Genomic DNA, 14666 nt, shown 5'->3' with positions numbered 1-14666 from the left:
TTGATGTCGCGAGGATCGTGAACTTGGCGGAAAATCGAGATGAGAGCCTGCATGGGAGCCTCCCCGAATCGAGAAGCCTCATGAATGAATCCTTCTCTACCTCCCGCGCAATGCCCTTATACTCATCTGCGATTCCCCTGCCCCCGACCCCTCCCCACCGCTCGCGAAGCTCGCGGGGGGAGGGGAGAAAAGGGAGCGCCTCTTCTCCCCTCCCCCCATGAACGCAGTGAATGGTGGGGAGGGGTCGGGGGTGGGGGGCTTCGCGGCGTGGGCAGCGAGGACGGAAAGCAGAAATTGGCCGGAAGCCGTCTCGGTTTGCCGCCGGAAACCCGACACGTCGACGATGAAAATGCCTCGCTGCCGGGAGCCGTTGCGGTGGGATTGGCACGCACACTTTCTGTTTAGCCCACTCTGTCTAGCCCAAACCCTGCCATTCCGGCGCGAGGCCGGCGTCGATGTCGAACAGCCGGAGGATGCGCCCCACCGTGTGGTCGACGATGTCGTCGACCGTCTTCGGCCTAGTGTAGAAGGCCGGCACCGGCGGGGCGATGATCGCGCCGGCCTCGGCGAGGTCGGCGAGGTGGCGCAGGTGCAGCGCGTGCAGCGGCGTCTCGCGTACCGCCAGCACCAGCCGCCGCCGTTCCTTCAGCGCGACGTCGGCGGCCCGCGTCAGAAGGCTGGAGGTCACGCCGGCGGCGATCTCCGACATGGTGCGGATCGAGCACGGCACCACCACCATGCCGAGCGTGGCGAACGAGCCGGACGCGATCGAGGCGCCGACATCGGCCGGCTCATGCACGCGGTCGGCGAGCTGGCGCACCGCATCCGGCGTCAGGTCGGTCTCCTGGGCGATGGTGAGCTCGGCCGCCCGCGACACCACGAGGTGGACCTCGACGTCGAGCGGCTGCAGCACCTGCAGCAGGCGGATGCCGAGCATGGCGCCGGATGCCCCGGAAATGCCGACCACGAGACGTCTTGTGCCTGCCATTCTTCCGCCCGCTGTTGGAACCCTGCGACGCGCTTATCCTACAGCCTGCGGCAAGCCCGCGTCATCCCGGCCGAGCAAAGCCGAGAGAGGGATCGCTCTCCCTGTGGTGTCATCCCGGGCGAGCAAAGCGAGACCCGGGATCGTCATCCGAAAAAGGCCCCCTTCCTGCACACGGTCCCGGCTCGGCGCTTCGCGCCGTCCGGGACGACGTGAAACGGAAAACGGCGCCTCAAATGCTCGAAATCGTCTTCAGCCGGGCGCGCGGATGGACCTCGGCCTGCGACATCACCGGCGTCTGGGCGCGGAAGCGCTCGACGATCGAGCGGATGAACGGCCGCGACGCCGGGCTGGTCAGCAGCACCGGGAACTCGCCCTGGCGGGCGGCGTCCTCGAAGCGGTCGCGCACCAGCGTGACGAATTCCTGCAGCCTGGAGGGCTGCATCGCCAGATGGCGGTCGTCGCGCTCGCCGATGATCGATTCGGCGAACGCCTGCTCCCAGCGCGGCGACAGCGAGATCAGCGGCAGGTAGCCGGCGGGCGAGGTGTATTGCGCGCAGAGCTGGCGGCCCAGGCGCACCCGCACCACCTCGACCATCGCCTGCGGATTGCGGGTGGAGCCGACCGCCTCGGCGACGCCTTCCAGCACCGTGCCGAGATCGCGGATCGACACGCGCTCGGCCAAGAGAAGCTGCAGCACGCGCTGGATGCCGGTGATCGAGATCTGCGCCGGCACCAGATCCTTGACCAACTCGGCCTGGTCCTTCGGCAGCTCCTTGAGCAGCTTCTGGACCTCGGCATAGGAGAGCAGATCGGGCATGTTGGTCTTGAGGATCTCGGTGAGGTGGGTCGACACCACGGTGGCTGCGTCCACCACCGTGTAGCCTCGCAAGCTCGCCTCCTCGCGCCGGTCGGCCTCGACCCAGGTGGCCGGCAGGCCGAAGGTCGGCTCCACCGTGTGGATGCCGGGCAGGTTCACCTGGCCGCCCTGCGGATCCATCACCATCCACTGGTCGGGCCACACCTTGCCGGTGCCCGATTCCACCTCCTTGACGCGGATGACGTAGGCGTTCGGCTCAAGCTGCATGTTGTCGAGGATGCGCACGGCGGGCATCACGAAGCCCATCTCGCCGGCCACCGAGCGGCGCAGCGCCTTGATCTGCTCGGTCAGCCGGTCGGCACCGTCCGGGCTGTTGACGAGGCTGAGCAGGCCGTAGCCCAGCTCGATCTTGAGGTCGTCCATCTTGAGCGAGGCCGAGATCGGCTCCTCGGCCGGCGCCGCGGCGGGCGCGGCCTTCTCGAGCTGCTCGGCGGCGCGGCTCGCCTTGTGGCGCTTGTCCATCACCCAGGCCAGCGTGCCGGCGCCAACGGCGAGGCCGAGGAACGGGATCATCGGAATGCCGGGCAAAAGCGACATCACCGCCATCACCGCCGACGACATGCCGAGCGCCTTGGGATAGCTCGAAAGCTGCTTCATCAGCGCTTCGTCGGCGGCGCCGGTGACGCCGGCCTTCGACACCAGAAGGCCCGCCGCGGTCGACACGATCAGCGCCGGAATCTGCGACACCAGGCCGTCGCCGACGGTGAGGATGGTGAACGCACGCGCCGCCTCGCCGAACGGCATGCCCTGCTGGGCGACGCCGATGATCAGGCCGCCGATGACGTTGATGAACACGATCAGGAGGCCGGCGATGGCGTCGCCCTTGACGAACTTCGATGCGCCGTCCATCGCGCCGAAGAACGAGCTTTCGTCCTCCAGCGTCTTGCGCCGCCGCCGCGCCTCGTTCTCGTCGATCAGGCCGGCGGACAGATCGGCGTCGATGGCCATCTGCTTGCCGGGCATGGCGTCGAGGGTGAAGCGCGCCGCCACCTCGGCGATGCGGCCCGAGCCCTTGGTGATGACCACGAAGTTCACCAGCACCAGGATGGCGAACACGATGATGCCGATCACGAAATTGCCGGCCATCACGAAATTGCCGAAGGCCTGGATGACGTGGCCGGCGGCATCCGTGCCCTCGTGCCCGTGCGCCAGGATCAGGCGCGTCGAGGCGAGGTTGAGGGCAAGGCGCAGCATGGTCGAGATCAAGAGCACCGTCGGGAACGACGAGAACTCCAGCGGCGTCTGGATGAACAGCGCCGTCATCAGGATCAGCACCGAGAAGATGATCGACAGCGCCAGGAACAAATCGAGCAGCAGCGGCGGCAGCGGCAGGATCAGCACCACCAGGATGGTGAGCACGCCGATGGCCAGCGCGAGGTCGCCGCGCCGCGCCGCGGTGGCCATCTGGCCGAACGAGGGTAGCCTGAAGCCGGCTCCGCCTGCGCTAACGCTCGTATCGGTCATGCCTGTCCCACGCATTGGCCGGCCCGCGCCGGCTGATCCACCACCCGGCAAAAAATGCCGGCCGCAGGGTTAAGGACGGGTTAAGTGGGGGGCGCCACGTCGCGAGGTCGGCGAGGAATGAAGCGCGCGCAGCGCACGTTCTTCCCTCTCCCCTTGCGGGAGAGGGTGCCGAGCGATCAAGAATCGCGAGGCGGGTGAGGGGGTGAATCTTCCAGCGAAAGCCGTCAGCACGCCTCACCCGGCGCGACCTCGCTGACGCGCGGTCTCGCCACCCTCTCCCCCAAGAGCCTGCCCCCCAAGAGCCTGCCTCCCCAAGAGCCTGCCTCCCCCAAAAGCCTGCCCCCGGACGCGCGCAAGCGCGGCCCGGGTGGGAGAGGGACGGGGGCGGCCCGCCGCGTCCCGCTCAGAACCCCGGCGCGGCCCGCTGCTCGCCCTGATAGGGCGGCGGCACGGCGTAGCCCTCGTGGCCGTACTGGGCGAGCTTGTTGCGCAGCGTGCGGATCGAGATGCCGAGGATGTTGGCCGCGTGGGTGCGGTTGCCCAGGCAGTGGCCGAGCGTGTCGAGGATGAGCTGGCGCTCCACCGCCTCGACGGTCTGGCCGACCAGCACCCGCGTCGCGGCCTCGGCGGCCATGGCCGCCTGCGCCGCCGGGCCGCTGTTGGCAGCACCGCCGCCCTGGGCGCCGAGCCGGCCGCCCTCCGGATTGCGGATGGCGTCGACGCCGATCTCGCCGTCCACCGCCAGCAGCACCGCGCGGTGCATGGTGTTTTCGAGCTCGCGCACATTGCCCGGCCAGCGCGCCGCCAAGAGCTCGCGCCGCGCCTCGGCCGACAGCGGCCGCTCCGGCAGGCCGTTGGATTGGGCGAAGCGCCGGGCGAAGTGGTTGGCAAGCTCGATGATGTCGGCCGGGCGCTCGCGCAGCGGCGGCACCTTCAGGTTCACCACATTGAGCCGGTAGAGCAGATCCTCGCGGAACGTGCCCTTGCGCACTTCCTCGGCGAGATTGCGGTTGGAGGTGGCGATCACCCGGATGTCGACGGCGACCGGGCGGGTGCCGCCGACGCGGTCGATGACGCGCTCCTGCAGCGCGCGCAGCAGCTTGGCCTGCAGGCGCGCATCCATCTCGGAGATCTCGTCGAGCAGCAGCGTGCCGCCGTCGGCCTCCTCGAACTTGCCGACGCGCCGCGCCACCGCGCCGGTGAAAGCGCCCTTCTCGTGGCCGAACAGCTCCGATTCCAGCAGCGCGTCGGGGATCGCCGCGCAATTGATGGAGATGAACGGCTTGGCGGCACGCGGCGAGCGGCGGTGCACGTGGCGGGCGATCACCTCCTTGCCGGTGCCGCTCTCGCCGGTGATCAGGATCGAGGCGTTGGAGACGGCGACGCGCGTCGCCAGCTCGACGACGCGGGCCATCGCCTCGTCGCGGAAGATCAGCTCGCAGCGGTCGTCGGCCACCGCCGCCAGCACCGCCGCGATCATGTCCGGATCGGGCGGCAGCGGGATGTATTCCTTGGCGCCGGCATGGATGGCGGCGACCGCGGTGCGCGCATCGGCATCGACGCCGCAGGCGACCACCGGAATGACGATGTGCTCCTGCTCCAGCCGGGCGATGAGCTCGCCGATGTCGATGACGACGTCGGCCATCAGCAGGTCGGCGCCCTTGCCGGCGCGCAGCACCTTCAGCGCCTGCTCGATGTCGAGCGCATGGGTGACCGAGGCGCCGCGATCCATGACGATCTTGGTTGCGGCGTTGAGCTGACCCTTGAGCGAACCGACGATGAGAAGGCGCATGATGGAGGTCTCCTGTCAGCGGTGTTCGAGCGTCGCTGCTCCCCGGCGTGGCGCAAACCTGTGCGCCGATCGAGACGCGGCCATTCGGCCGGTCAGCGGTCGGCCTTGATGATTTCCGTCATGGTGATGCCGAGCTTGTCCTCGACCAGCACCACCTCGCCGCGCGCCACCAGCCGGTTGTTGACGAAGATGTCGATGGCCTCGCCGACCTTGCGGTCGAGTTCGAGCACGGTGCCGGGACCGAGCTTGAGAATGTCGCCGACATTCATGCGGGTGCGGCCCAGCACCGCCGAGACCTGGACGGGAACGTCGAACACCGCTTCGAGGTCGTCCGCGGTCCGCGCCCCGGTGTCGGCGGGCTCCGGCGCGATCGCCCCCGCATCGTCGGAGGTGACGAGCTGCAGGTCCGTCTCCAGATTGGGAAGAGGCATCTTGTCGTTGTCGCCGACCATCAGGACTGTCCTCCGGCATGGCCCGCGGCGGCGCGGGCGGCAATGAAGCGCTGGATGAGTTCGTCGACCTTGGCGCGCAGCGCGGCGCTGTCGCGCACGATGCCGCCATCGGCCCACTCGATGCGGCCGTCGCCGACCGCGATGGTCGGCTCGGCCAGGATGACGAGACGCCCGGCGAAGCCGGCGTCGGCGGCGACGCGGTCGAGCCGCTCCTTGAGCGGCGCGAGCAGCACGTCATTGACCCGCACCACGACATGCGGCGTGGAGCGCAGCTCGCCGAAGCAGTCGGTCATCAGCGCGGTGAGCTCGGCGAGCGGCTCGCGCGCGATCAGGCTCTCCGCCAGCTTGCGGGCCACCGCCACGGCGACGTCGACGGCCTCGCGCTCCAGGCGCACCTCGATGGCGCCGAGCGCCGAGAGCAGGCGCCCGACCTCGCCGGCGACGCGTTCGAGCCCCAGCGCGGCGAGATGCTCGGCCTCGGCCACCTGCTCGGCCGTCGCCTCGGCCCGTCCGCGCGCGAAGCCGCGCGCCTCGGCCTCGGCCAGCGCCGCCTCGTGGTCGGCCTGCGGGACGCGGACCTCGGCCTCCTGCTTCGGCGCGCCGAAATCGGTGTCGAACAGAAATCGTGCCTTGGCCGCCGCCACGTTCGCCTCCACCCTGCCGCTCAATAGACCAGCTCGTCGTCGCCGCGGTTCTTGGAGATGGTGATCTCGCCCTTGGCGGCGAGATCCTTGGCGAGGTTGACCATCATCGCCTGGGCCTCGTCGACGTCCTTCAGGCGCACGGGCCCCATCGCCTGCATGTCGTCGGCCAGCATCTTGGCGGCGCGGGTGGACATGTTCTTCAGGAAGAAGTCGCGCACCGTCTCGTTCGAGCCCTTGAGGGCGATGGAGAGCCGGTCCTTGTCGACCTGGCGGATCAGCGTCTGGGCCGAGCCGGTATCAAGCTTCACCAGGTCGTCGAAGGTGAACATCAGCGTCTTGATGCGCTCGGCGCTCTCGCGGTTGCTCTCCTCCAGCGCGGTGATGAAGCGCGCCTCGGTCTGCCGGTCGAAATTGTTGAAGATGTCGGCCATCTGTTCGTGCGAGTCGCGCCGCGTGGTCTGCGACAGGTTCGACATGAATTCGGTGCGCAGCGTCTCCTCCACGCGGTCGAGCACCTCCTTCTGCACCGACTCCATGCGCAGCATGCGGTTGACGACGTCGAGCGCGAGCTCCTCGGGCAGGATCGCCAGGACGCGCGCGGCGTGCTCGGAGCGGATCTTGGACAGCACGACGGCGACGGTCTGCGGATATTCGTTCTTGAGATAGTTGGCGAGAACCTGCTCCTGCACGTTGGAGAGCTTCTCCCACATGTTGCGGCCGGCGGGGCCGCGGATCTCTTCCATGATGATGTTGACGCGGTCGGGCGGCAGGAACTGCTGCAGCAGCCGCTCGGTCGAATCGAAATTGCCCATGAGCGCGCCGGTTGCCGACAGTCGGCTGACGAACTCCACCAGCACGCCTTCCACCTCCTCGGCCTGGATGTTGCCGAGCGTCGACATGGCCAGCGACAGGGCGCGGATCTCGTCGTCGTCGAGCAGCCGCCAGATGTTGGCGCCGTGGGTTTCGCCCAGCGACAGCATCAGCACCGCGGCGCGCTCGACACCGGTCAGCGGCCGCCGCTGCGTCGTGACGGCGACGGTGGCCATGGCGGTGGTGCCGGCACCATCCGCCTCGGTGTGCTTGCCCGTGCGCGACATCGCGCCGGCAATGGTCGAGACGATGCTCATGAGGACCGACCTTCAATGATCTTGGCGGGCAATGTCATGGCGTGGCGTCCTGCTGCATCCATTGGCGAATGATGCCGACGGTTTCCTGCGGGTTCTGGTCGACCAGCTCGCCGACCTTGGCGATCGACTGGGCGTGGAGCTGGCCCTGGATCTTGGCGTAGGCGATCTTGCGCGCGGTCTCGCTTTCCTTCAGCTCCTCCGGCGACAGCGGCGGCGAGTCCGCTGCGGGGAGCTGCGCGGTCGCGCTCAGCGCCGCGGCGGCCGGCTCCTTCTCCTCGTCGCTGGCGAGGATGCGGCGGACCATCGGCCGCACCACCATCAGCAGCACGATCAGCGTCAGGAAGAGGAAGACGCCGGTCTCGGCCGCCTGCATGATGTCTTCCTTGCCGAACTTGAGCTGCGACAGCCAGCCCTCGTCCGCCGGCAGGCCGGGCGGCGGGCCTTCGGCGAAGCGCAGGTTGACCACCTCGACCTGGTCGCCGCGCTTCTGGTCGAAGCCGATGGCCGAGCGCACCAGGGCGGTGATGCGGTCGATCTCCTCGTTGGTGCGCGGCGTGTAGGAGACGTTGCCGGCGCCGTCGCGGGCATAGGTGCCGTCGACCACCACGGCGACCGAGACGCGCTTGATGCGCCCGCCTTCCACCACCTCGGTGCGGGTGGTGCGGGAGATCTCGTAATTGACGGTCTCCTCGCTCTTCTTGCTCTGGTCGCGCACCGGCGTGGCGCCGCCCTGGGCGGCGGGATTGGGCACCTCGTTGGCGACCGAGACCTGCCCGTTGTTGGCGTCGGTGGAGACCTGCGATTCCTCGCGGGTCTGGGTGGAGCGCACCACGCGGCTTTCCGGGTCGTAGCTGTCGGAGGTCTGGGTGATGCGGTTGAAGTCGAACTCGGCATTCACCTGCACGCGGGCCCGGCCATGGCCGGCCACGCTGGAGACGATCTCCTCGATCTGCTTCTTGATGCGGCGCTCGTAGGCGGCGGTGCGCTCGTCGCTGGCGAGGTCCGTCATGGTGTCGTCGCCGGCGCCGTCGGCGAGCAGGCGGCCGGCCTCGTCGACGATCGACACGCGCTCGGGCTTCAGGCCCTGCACCGCGGAGGCGACGAGATGGCGGATGGCGCGGATCTGGCCGGGATCGAGCTCGCCCTGGACGCGCAGCGCGATCGAGGCGGACGGATCGAGCTTGTCGCGCGAGAACAGCGCGCGTTCCGGAATCACCAGATGGACGCGCGCCTGCTGGATGCGCTCGATGGCGCCGATGGTGCGCGCCAGCTCGCCTTCGAGCGCGCGAAGCTGGTTGATGTTCTGGACGAAGCTGGTGGTGCCGAGGGCATCGGACTTGTCGAAGATCTCGTAGCCGACGCTGCCGCCGCGCGGCAGGCCGGCCTCGGCCATCTTCATGCGCAGCCGTGCCACGTCGGCCTTCGGCACCAGGACGGTGGAGCCGTCGCCGCGCAGCTCGTAGGCGACGCCGGCGCGCTCCAGGTCCTTCACGATGGCTGCCGAATCCTGCAGCGCCAGGTCGGCGTACAGCGTCGCCATCGGCGGCTGCGAGAAGCGCACGATCACGAATCCGAAGAATCCGATCAGTGCTGCCGTCACGGCCGCCATGGCGCCGAGCCGGGCCGGTCCCAGATTGTTCAGTAGTGCGACGATCCCGTTCACGCCAGCCCCCAGCCGTGGCCCATTCGCCCCGTCAGTGGGCAAAAAATGCCGTCTGTTGGCCTAATATTCGGTTAATTTCGGCCACGCGCCGTTTAATACGGTTTCCGGCTGATCAAGCCTTCGAGCCGTATTCCGATCGCCGAAAACCCCGTTATCGAACAAGGGGTTTTCGGCGAGGTCGTTTCCGGTATCGCGAAGGGATCAACCGGAAACCGTTTAACGAACGCCAAAACGAAAAGCGCCGGCCCGAGGGCCGGCGCTTTTCGGTAGGCTCGAACGCGTCGCCGCGGCGGCGATCAGGCGCGGTATTGCTGAATGCGCGTGGTGCGCAGGCCGGCCAGGCCGTGGCGGTCGATCGACATCTGCCAGGCCAGGAATTCCTCGACGGTCAGCGTATATCGGCTGCAGGCCTCTTCGAGGGACAGCAGGCCACCGCGGACCGCCGCCACCACCTCCGCCTTGCGCCGGATCACCCATCGCTTGGTGTCGGGCGGGGGAAGATCGGCGATGGTGAGCGGGCTGCCATCGGGGCCGATGACGTACTTCACCCTTGGGCGATGCGGCTCGGACATCGGTACTCTCACGCCAACGCAACTGAATGACTGTGGCTGAGGCTAAAGAGGAACCCTGAACATTTCCCTAAGCAGATGGAAACTAAAGATTTAATTCTCCTTTACCATTTTGCTGCCTAGAGGCGGCATTCCGCCGCTGCCAATCATAAGGTGAACGATTCGATGCCAACGATTCGGTGCCAACGATTCGGTGCCGGCACCGTGCCGGCGCCGGTCGCGGCCTCTGCCGCCACGCTCAGCCGCCGCAGCCCCTACACCCGGATGTCGAGCCCGCCGCTTCGCCCGACCAGCCGGCCATAGCTGCCGGCGCGCGGATCGGCCGGCGCGGTCTCCTCGACCGCCGTCAGCGTCTCGCTCGACGTGGTCTTCCAGCCGTCGCGGTCGCTGCCCTGCTGGAACGACTGGCTCTGGTCGCGCAGCGTGAATTCCAGGCCGCCCTTGGAGGTGTCGAGCCCGGCCGCCTGCAGCGCCTTCTCCAATTGCCGTGCGTCGCGCTGCAGCAGGTCGAGCGTGTCGGCCCGGTCGACGATCAGGCGCGAGCGCACGCCGCCGTCCTTGTCGACGTCGAGGCGCACCTCGATGCGGCCGAGCTCCGGCGGGTCGAGCCGCAGCTCGAAGCGGCTGTCGCCGGCCTTGGAGCGCGCCACGATCTCCACCCCGACATCGCTCGCCGCCACCGCGGTCGATCGCGCGGCGTCGGTGGTCACCGGCGCGGTGGCCAGCGCGATCGGCTGGCCGGGGGCGAGCCCGAGCGCGGTCTGCACCGGTGCGGCCGAAGCCGGCTGCGCGGAATTCGCGGCGGCCGGGCGGGCCGGATCGGCTGATGGGCTCGCGGTGTCGGCCGAGGCCTCGTGCGGGGCCGGCGGGGCATTGGCGGCGGGCTTCGACGGATCGGCGCCGCTCTCCTGCGTGCCGGCGGTGGCAGCCGCCGTGCCGCTGTCGCTGGCCGTCGTGGCCTGTCCGCTGTCGGTTGCGACCGGGGTGGCGGCGCGCGCGGCCGGCTCGGCCGGCTTGGTCGATGCCGCCTTCGGCTGCGCGGGCACAGGGGTCGAGGCGTCCTGCGGCTGGGCGGTGCCGGCTGTGGCCGCCTCCGGCGCCGCCGTGCCCGGCGTTGCCGCATCCGGTGCGCTGGCCGCCGGGGCCGGCATGCCGGCGGCAGGCTCGGCTGCGGCAGCCGGCTGGGCCGGCGCGGCCGGGGCCGCTGCCGCCAGGTCCGCATCGGCGGCCGGGGCAGGCGCCGTGCCGGTCTCGGCGGGCGGGGGCGCGGGCAGCGGCGCCACCGGTGCCGCAAGGGCGAGGGCCGCCGGATCCGCCGGCACCGTCTCGGGCGGCGGGGCGGGCGCCGCGCTGGCGTCCGCGGCCGTGTCCGCGGCGGCGTCGGTCGCGACGTCCTCGGACGTGTCCTCGTTCTCGGCGACGTCTTCCGCCGGCGCATCGGGGGCGGCATCGGTGGTTTCGGCCGGCGCGTCGGCGTCGGGGGCCGGCGGCTCGTCGTTGCGGGATGCGCGCTGGGGCGCGGGCTTGGGCTGCGCCGCCGTGCTCGATGCGACGGCGGACGGCGCCACCGCCGCCGGGTTCGCGCTCGCAGGCTCGGACGGGGCGACGGCGTCGAGCAGATCGGAGAAGGCGCCGGACTTGCCGGGGATCGACGCCGACATCATCTGTGCCGCGGTCAGGCGGATTTCACGGCCGATACTCGAAACGCTGGTCACAACGCACCTCACACCATTCCCCGGCTGCGAAGCACGGCCCGTGCCAAGCGCGGACGGGAAAAACGCAAGGAATGTCAGACGTGCGGCCACGCACTCGGCGCAGAACCCCCTGCAGAAGCCGCCCACCCGGCAGAAACTGCCCAGCGCCGGCCGTTGGCGCCGGCTGCGGCCTCTCAGTTCGTTTGCCGGCGGCGGGACGCTTCCTGTAAATAAAGCGAGGCATCCCCCGAGGGGGGCGGCTGCGGGCGGCTGTGGCCGGCGCGGCTCTCCGTTTCCGAAAGGCCCGGCATGATCGGCGCGATCGATCTCGACCTCGGCGGCGCTCCCCAGGACCATCGCGTCGTCGTCGCGATGTCCGGCGGCGTCGACTCCTCGGTCGTCGCCGCGCTGGCGGCGCGCGCCGGCTATGACGTCGTCGGCGTCACGCTGCAGCTTTACGATCACGGCGCGGCCACCCACCGCCAGGGCGCCTGCTGCGCCGGGCAGGATATCTTCGATGCCCGCGAGGTGGCCCAGCGCATCGGCATTCCGCACTATGTGCTCGATTACGAGACGCGGTTCCGCGATGCGGTGATCGACCGCTTCGCCGCCAGCTACGCCGCGGGCGAGACGCCGATTCCCTGCGTCGACTGCAACCAGCGCATCAAGTTCGCCGACCTGCTGTCCACCGCCCGCGGTCTCGGCGCCGCCGCGCTGGTGACCGGCCATTACGTCTCGACCCGCCGCCTGCCGGACGGCCGGCGCGGCCTGTTCCGCGCCCGCGACGAGGACCGCGACCAGAGCTATTTCCTCTATGCCACCTCCCAGCCGCAGCTCGACCTCTTGCGCTTCCCGCTGGGCGACCTGAGCAAGGCCGATACCCGCGCCATCGCCCGCGCCATCGGCCTGCCGGTGGCCGAGAAGCATGACAGCCAGGACATCTGCTTCGTGCCGCAGGGCCGCTACAGCGACGTGGTCGAGCGCCTGAAGCCGGAGGCCGCCGAGCCGGGCGACATCGTCCATCTCGACGGCCGCGTGCTCGGCCGCCATGCCGGCATCATGCGCTTCACGGTCGGCCAGCGCCGCGGGCTGGGCCTCGCGGGGGGACTTGCCGCCGGCGAGCCGCTCTATGTGGTGGCGCTCGATGCCGCCCAGCGGCGCGTGGTGGTGGGGCCGCGCGAGGCGCTGGCGTCGCGGCGCATCGTGCTGCGCGAGGTCAACTGGCTGGGCGACGGCACGCTGGAGGCCGCGATGGCGGCCGGGCAGGACGTCTACGTCAAGGTTCGCTCCACCCGTCCGCCGCAGCGGGCGGTCCTGGCGCACGGCCCCGAGGGCACCGAGGTGCGGCTCGCCGATGGCGAGGAAGGCATCGCCCCCGGCCAGGCCTGCGTGTTCTACGAATCCCCCGGCGGGGGTGCGCGCGTTCTCGGCGGCGGCGTGATCTGCCGCACCGAGCTTGCCAAGCCGACCTTGTCTCCCGCCGTCGCTTAACCGATCAACACCGGAACCCGACCCGTGACCATCACCTATGATCTCGCCGGCCAGAAACGTGCCTATGCCAAGTGGGCGGCCTTCTACGACCGCGTCTATCTGCAACTGCTCGCCGACTCGCAGACCAAGCTCGCCGCGGCGGCCTCGGCCTGCGGACCCGACATCCTGGAGGTCGGGGTCGGCACCGGGCTGGTGCTGCGCTACTACCCGAAGACCGCCCGCGTGGTGGGGGTCGACCTGTCCGAGCCGATGCTGCAGAAGGCGGTCGAGAAGGTAACCGGGCAGAATCTGACGCAGGTGCGCGGACTTGCCGCCATGGATGCCTGCCGGCTCGGCTTTCCCGACCGCAGCTTCGATGCCGTCGGCTTTCCGTTCGTCATCACGCTGGTGCCCGATCCGGAAGGCGCGCTCGACGAGGCGGCGCGCGTGCTGCGGCCGGGCGGCGAGATCGTCATCGCCTCCAAGCTCGGCGCCGACAGCGGCGTGCAGGCCCAGGTCGAAGCCGCCATCGCGCCGCTGGTGAAGGCGATCGGCTGGAGCTCGACCTTCAAATATTCGCGCCTGCAGGCCTGGGCGGCCAAGCGCGGCGACTTCACGGTGTCGGAGCCGGTGAACTGCTTCCCCATCGGCTTCTTCAAGCTGGTGCGGCTGAAGAAGGCGGGCTGAGCCGGCGGGCCTCACTGCCCACCCCGCGAGGCCCCCCCACCCCCGACCCCTCCCCACCATTCACTACGTTCATGGGGGGAGGGGAGAAGAGGCGCCCCCTTTTCTCCCCTCCCCCCGCGAGCTTTGCGAGCGGTGGGGAGGGGTCGGGGGTGGGGGGTGCGGAACGCTCCGGCGCAGGCGCCTCATGCGGTTTCCGGCCGGCGTGGCCGCGACTGGTCCGGCTTCTCTCTTCCCTCTCCCCTTTCGGGAGAGGGTGGCGAGACCGAGCGTCAGCGAGGTCGAGCCGGGTGAGGGGTGCGAACTACGCCGCCGGAAGGTTAACCCCTCACCCGCCTCGCGATCTTATCGATCGCTCGGCACCCTCTCCCGCAAGGGGAGAGGGAAGGAACGCGGCTCCTGGCCACCTGTCGTTCCGAGCCGAACAACCGGAAACCGTCTCACCGTTCAGGACACCCGCATGCCCGCGGTCCACATGCCCCAGTACGGCCTGGATCTGGCCCTCTTCAATTTCGTGCCGGTGCTGCTCACCGCGTTGGCCCTGGGCTGCATCGCCCGTCTGGTCCGCGGTCTGGCGCCTGCAAGCGCGCCCATGGCCCTGGCCGGGGCCATGCTGGTGGTGCTGGCGGGCCTGTGCAAGGCCACCTGGAAGCTGATCCTGGCCCTGGGCGGCCCGGAGCTGCCCTGGCTGGCCAATGCCCTGTTCCCGCTGATGGCGCCGGGCTTCACCCTGCTGGCGCTCGCCCTGTGGCAGGCCCAGCGCCGGACCGTGGCACCCCGGCGGCCCTGGCTCGTGCCGCTCGTGCTGATGCTGATCGCCCTCGCCTACGGCGTCGCCGCCCTGCGCAACTGGGGCCTCGCGGTCGAACGCGGCTGGTTCCTGCCCCTGCTGGCGCTGGCCAGCCTGGCGAATCTCACGCTCACCGTCCTGCTGCTGCGCGAGACCTGGCGGCGCCGGGCGGTGTGGCTCGCCCCCCTGTTCCTGGTGAATCTGGCCATGGTGTTCGCGCTGCAGCGCATCGCCCGCATCGAGCCCATGACCCTGTCGCTGCACTGGCTGGAGCAGAGCCTCACCGCGCTCGGCGCCGGGGCCTTCGCCCTGGGCGCCTGCCTGCTGGACCGGCGGGTGCGCCGGGGGCCGGCCAGGGCGACAGGGGCGTAAGACCAGGGCAATCGGGTGAAAAATCACGCTGCCAGGAGGCTTGCGAGGAAGTCGTCGTCCCAGGCGGCGACTTTTCGCTT

12 protein-coding genes are annotated in these 14666 nt (G+C 69.9%); 3 read left to right on the top strand and 9 right to left on the bottom strand.

From position 1 onward, the window contains the following. Positions 1 to 415: 415 nt before the first annotated feature. The 9 genes from F1193_RS16380 to F1193_RS16340 form a co-directional block, all read right to left on the bottom strand. A complete protein-coding gene (locus F1193_RS16380) occupies positions 416 to 988 on the bottom strand; it encodes a UbiX family flavin prenyltransferase (RefSeq protein ID WP_150098870.1) in 573 nt (190 codons plus the stop codon). Positions 989 to 1217: 229 nt separating this feature from the next. Then, entirely contained in the window at positions 1218 to 3329 is a 2112-nt protein-coding gene (flhA, locus tag F1193_RS16375) for a flagellar biosynthesis protein FlhA (protein ID WP_150098869.1), read from the bottom strand. A gap of 403 nt (positions 3330 to 3732) precedes the next feature. After that, positions 3733 to 5121, bottom strand: coding sequence for a sigma-54-dependent transcriptional regulator FlbD (gene flbD, locus F1193_RS16370; RefSeq protein WP_150098868.1), 1389 nt, complete (start codon positions 5119 to 5121; stop codon positions 3733 to 3735). Positions 5122 to 5213: 92 nt separating this feature from the next. Beyond that, positions 5214 to 5573 (bottom strand): flagellar motor switch protein FliN, encoded by a 360-nt coding sequence (fliN, locus tag F1193_RS16365; protein ID WP_246164503.1) that lies wholly within the window; start codon positions 5571 to 5573, stop codon positions 5214 to 5216. Beyond that, on the bottom strand, positions 5573 to 6241 hold the full coding sequence (locus tag F1193_RS16360; protein ID WP_246164501.1) for a FliH/SctL family protein: 669 nt from the start codon (positions 6239 to 6241) through the stop codon (positions 5573 to 5575). The genes fliN and F1193_RS16360 overlap by 1 nt, the downstream gene beginning before the upstream one ends. Next, entirely contained in the window at positions 6238 to 7263 is a 1026-nt protein-coding gene (gene fliG / locus F1193_RS16355) for a flagellar motor switch protein FliG (RefSeq protein ID WP_150098872.1), read from the bottom strand. Before fliG ends, F1193_RS16360 begins: the two co-directional genes overlap by 4 nt. A 115-nt stretch (positions 7264 to 7378) precedes the next feature. Further along, the gene (gene fliF, locus F1193_RS16350; protein ID WP_150098867.1) at positions 7379 to 9007 is read right to left on the bottom strand and encodes a flagellar basal-body MS-ring/collar protein FliF; all 1629 of its coding nucleotides are present in this window, start codon (positions 9005 to 9007) and stop codon (positions 7379 to 7381) included. 296 nt (positions 9008 to 9303) lie between these two features. Further along, entirely contained in the window at positions 9304 to 9579 is a 276-nt protein-coding gene (sciP, locus tag F1193_RS16345; protein ID WP_126400572.1) for a CtrA inhibitor SciP, read from the bottom strand. 251 nt (positions 9580 to 9830) lie between these two features. After that, entirely contained in the window at positions 9831 to 11291 is a 1461-nt protein-coding gene (locus F1193_RS16340; protein ID WP_170263736.1) for a flagellar hook-length control protein FliK, read from the bottom strand. A gap of 288 nt (positions 11292 to 11579) precedes the next feature. Between F1193_RS16340 and mnmA the strand changes: the two genes are divergently transcribed. The 3 genes from mnmA (at position 11580) to F1193_RS16325 (ending at position 14586) form a co-directional block, all read left to right on the top strand. Next, positions 11580 to 12761, top strand: coding sequence for a tRNA 2-thiouridine(34) synthase MnmA (mnmA, locus tag F1193_RS16335; RefSeq protein WP_150098865.1), 1182 nt, complete (start codon positions 11580 to 11582; stop codon positions 12759 to 12761). 24 nt (positions 12762 to 12785) lie between these two features. After that, positions 12786 to 13427, top strand: a complete 642-nt coding sequence (locus F1193_RS16330; protein ID WP_150098864.1) for a class I SAM-dependent methyltransferase — start codon at positions 12786 to 12788, stop codon at positions 13425 to 13427. A gap of 589 nt (positions 13428 to 14016) precedes the next feature. Next, on the top strand, positions 14017 to 14586 hold the full coding sequence (locus tag F1193_RS16325; protein WP_210247393.1) for a hypothetical protein: 570 nt from the start codon (positions 14017 to 14019) through the stop codon (positions 14584 to 14586). The last annotated feature ends 80 nt before the right edge of the window (positions 14587 to 14666 follow it).

It is taken from the genome of Blastochloris sulfoviridis, from assembly GCF_008630065.1.
Classification (GTDB): Bacteria; Pseudomonadota; Alphaproteobacteria; order Rhizobiales; family Xanthobacteraceae; genus Blastochloris; species Blastochloris sulfoviridis.
This window is presented reverse-complemented; position numbering and strand designations above follow the sequence as displayed.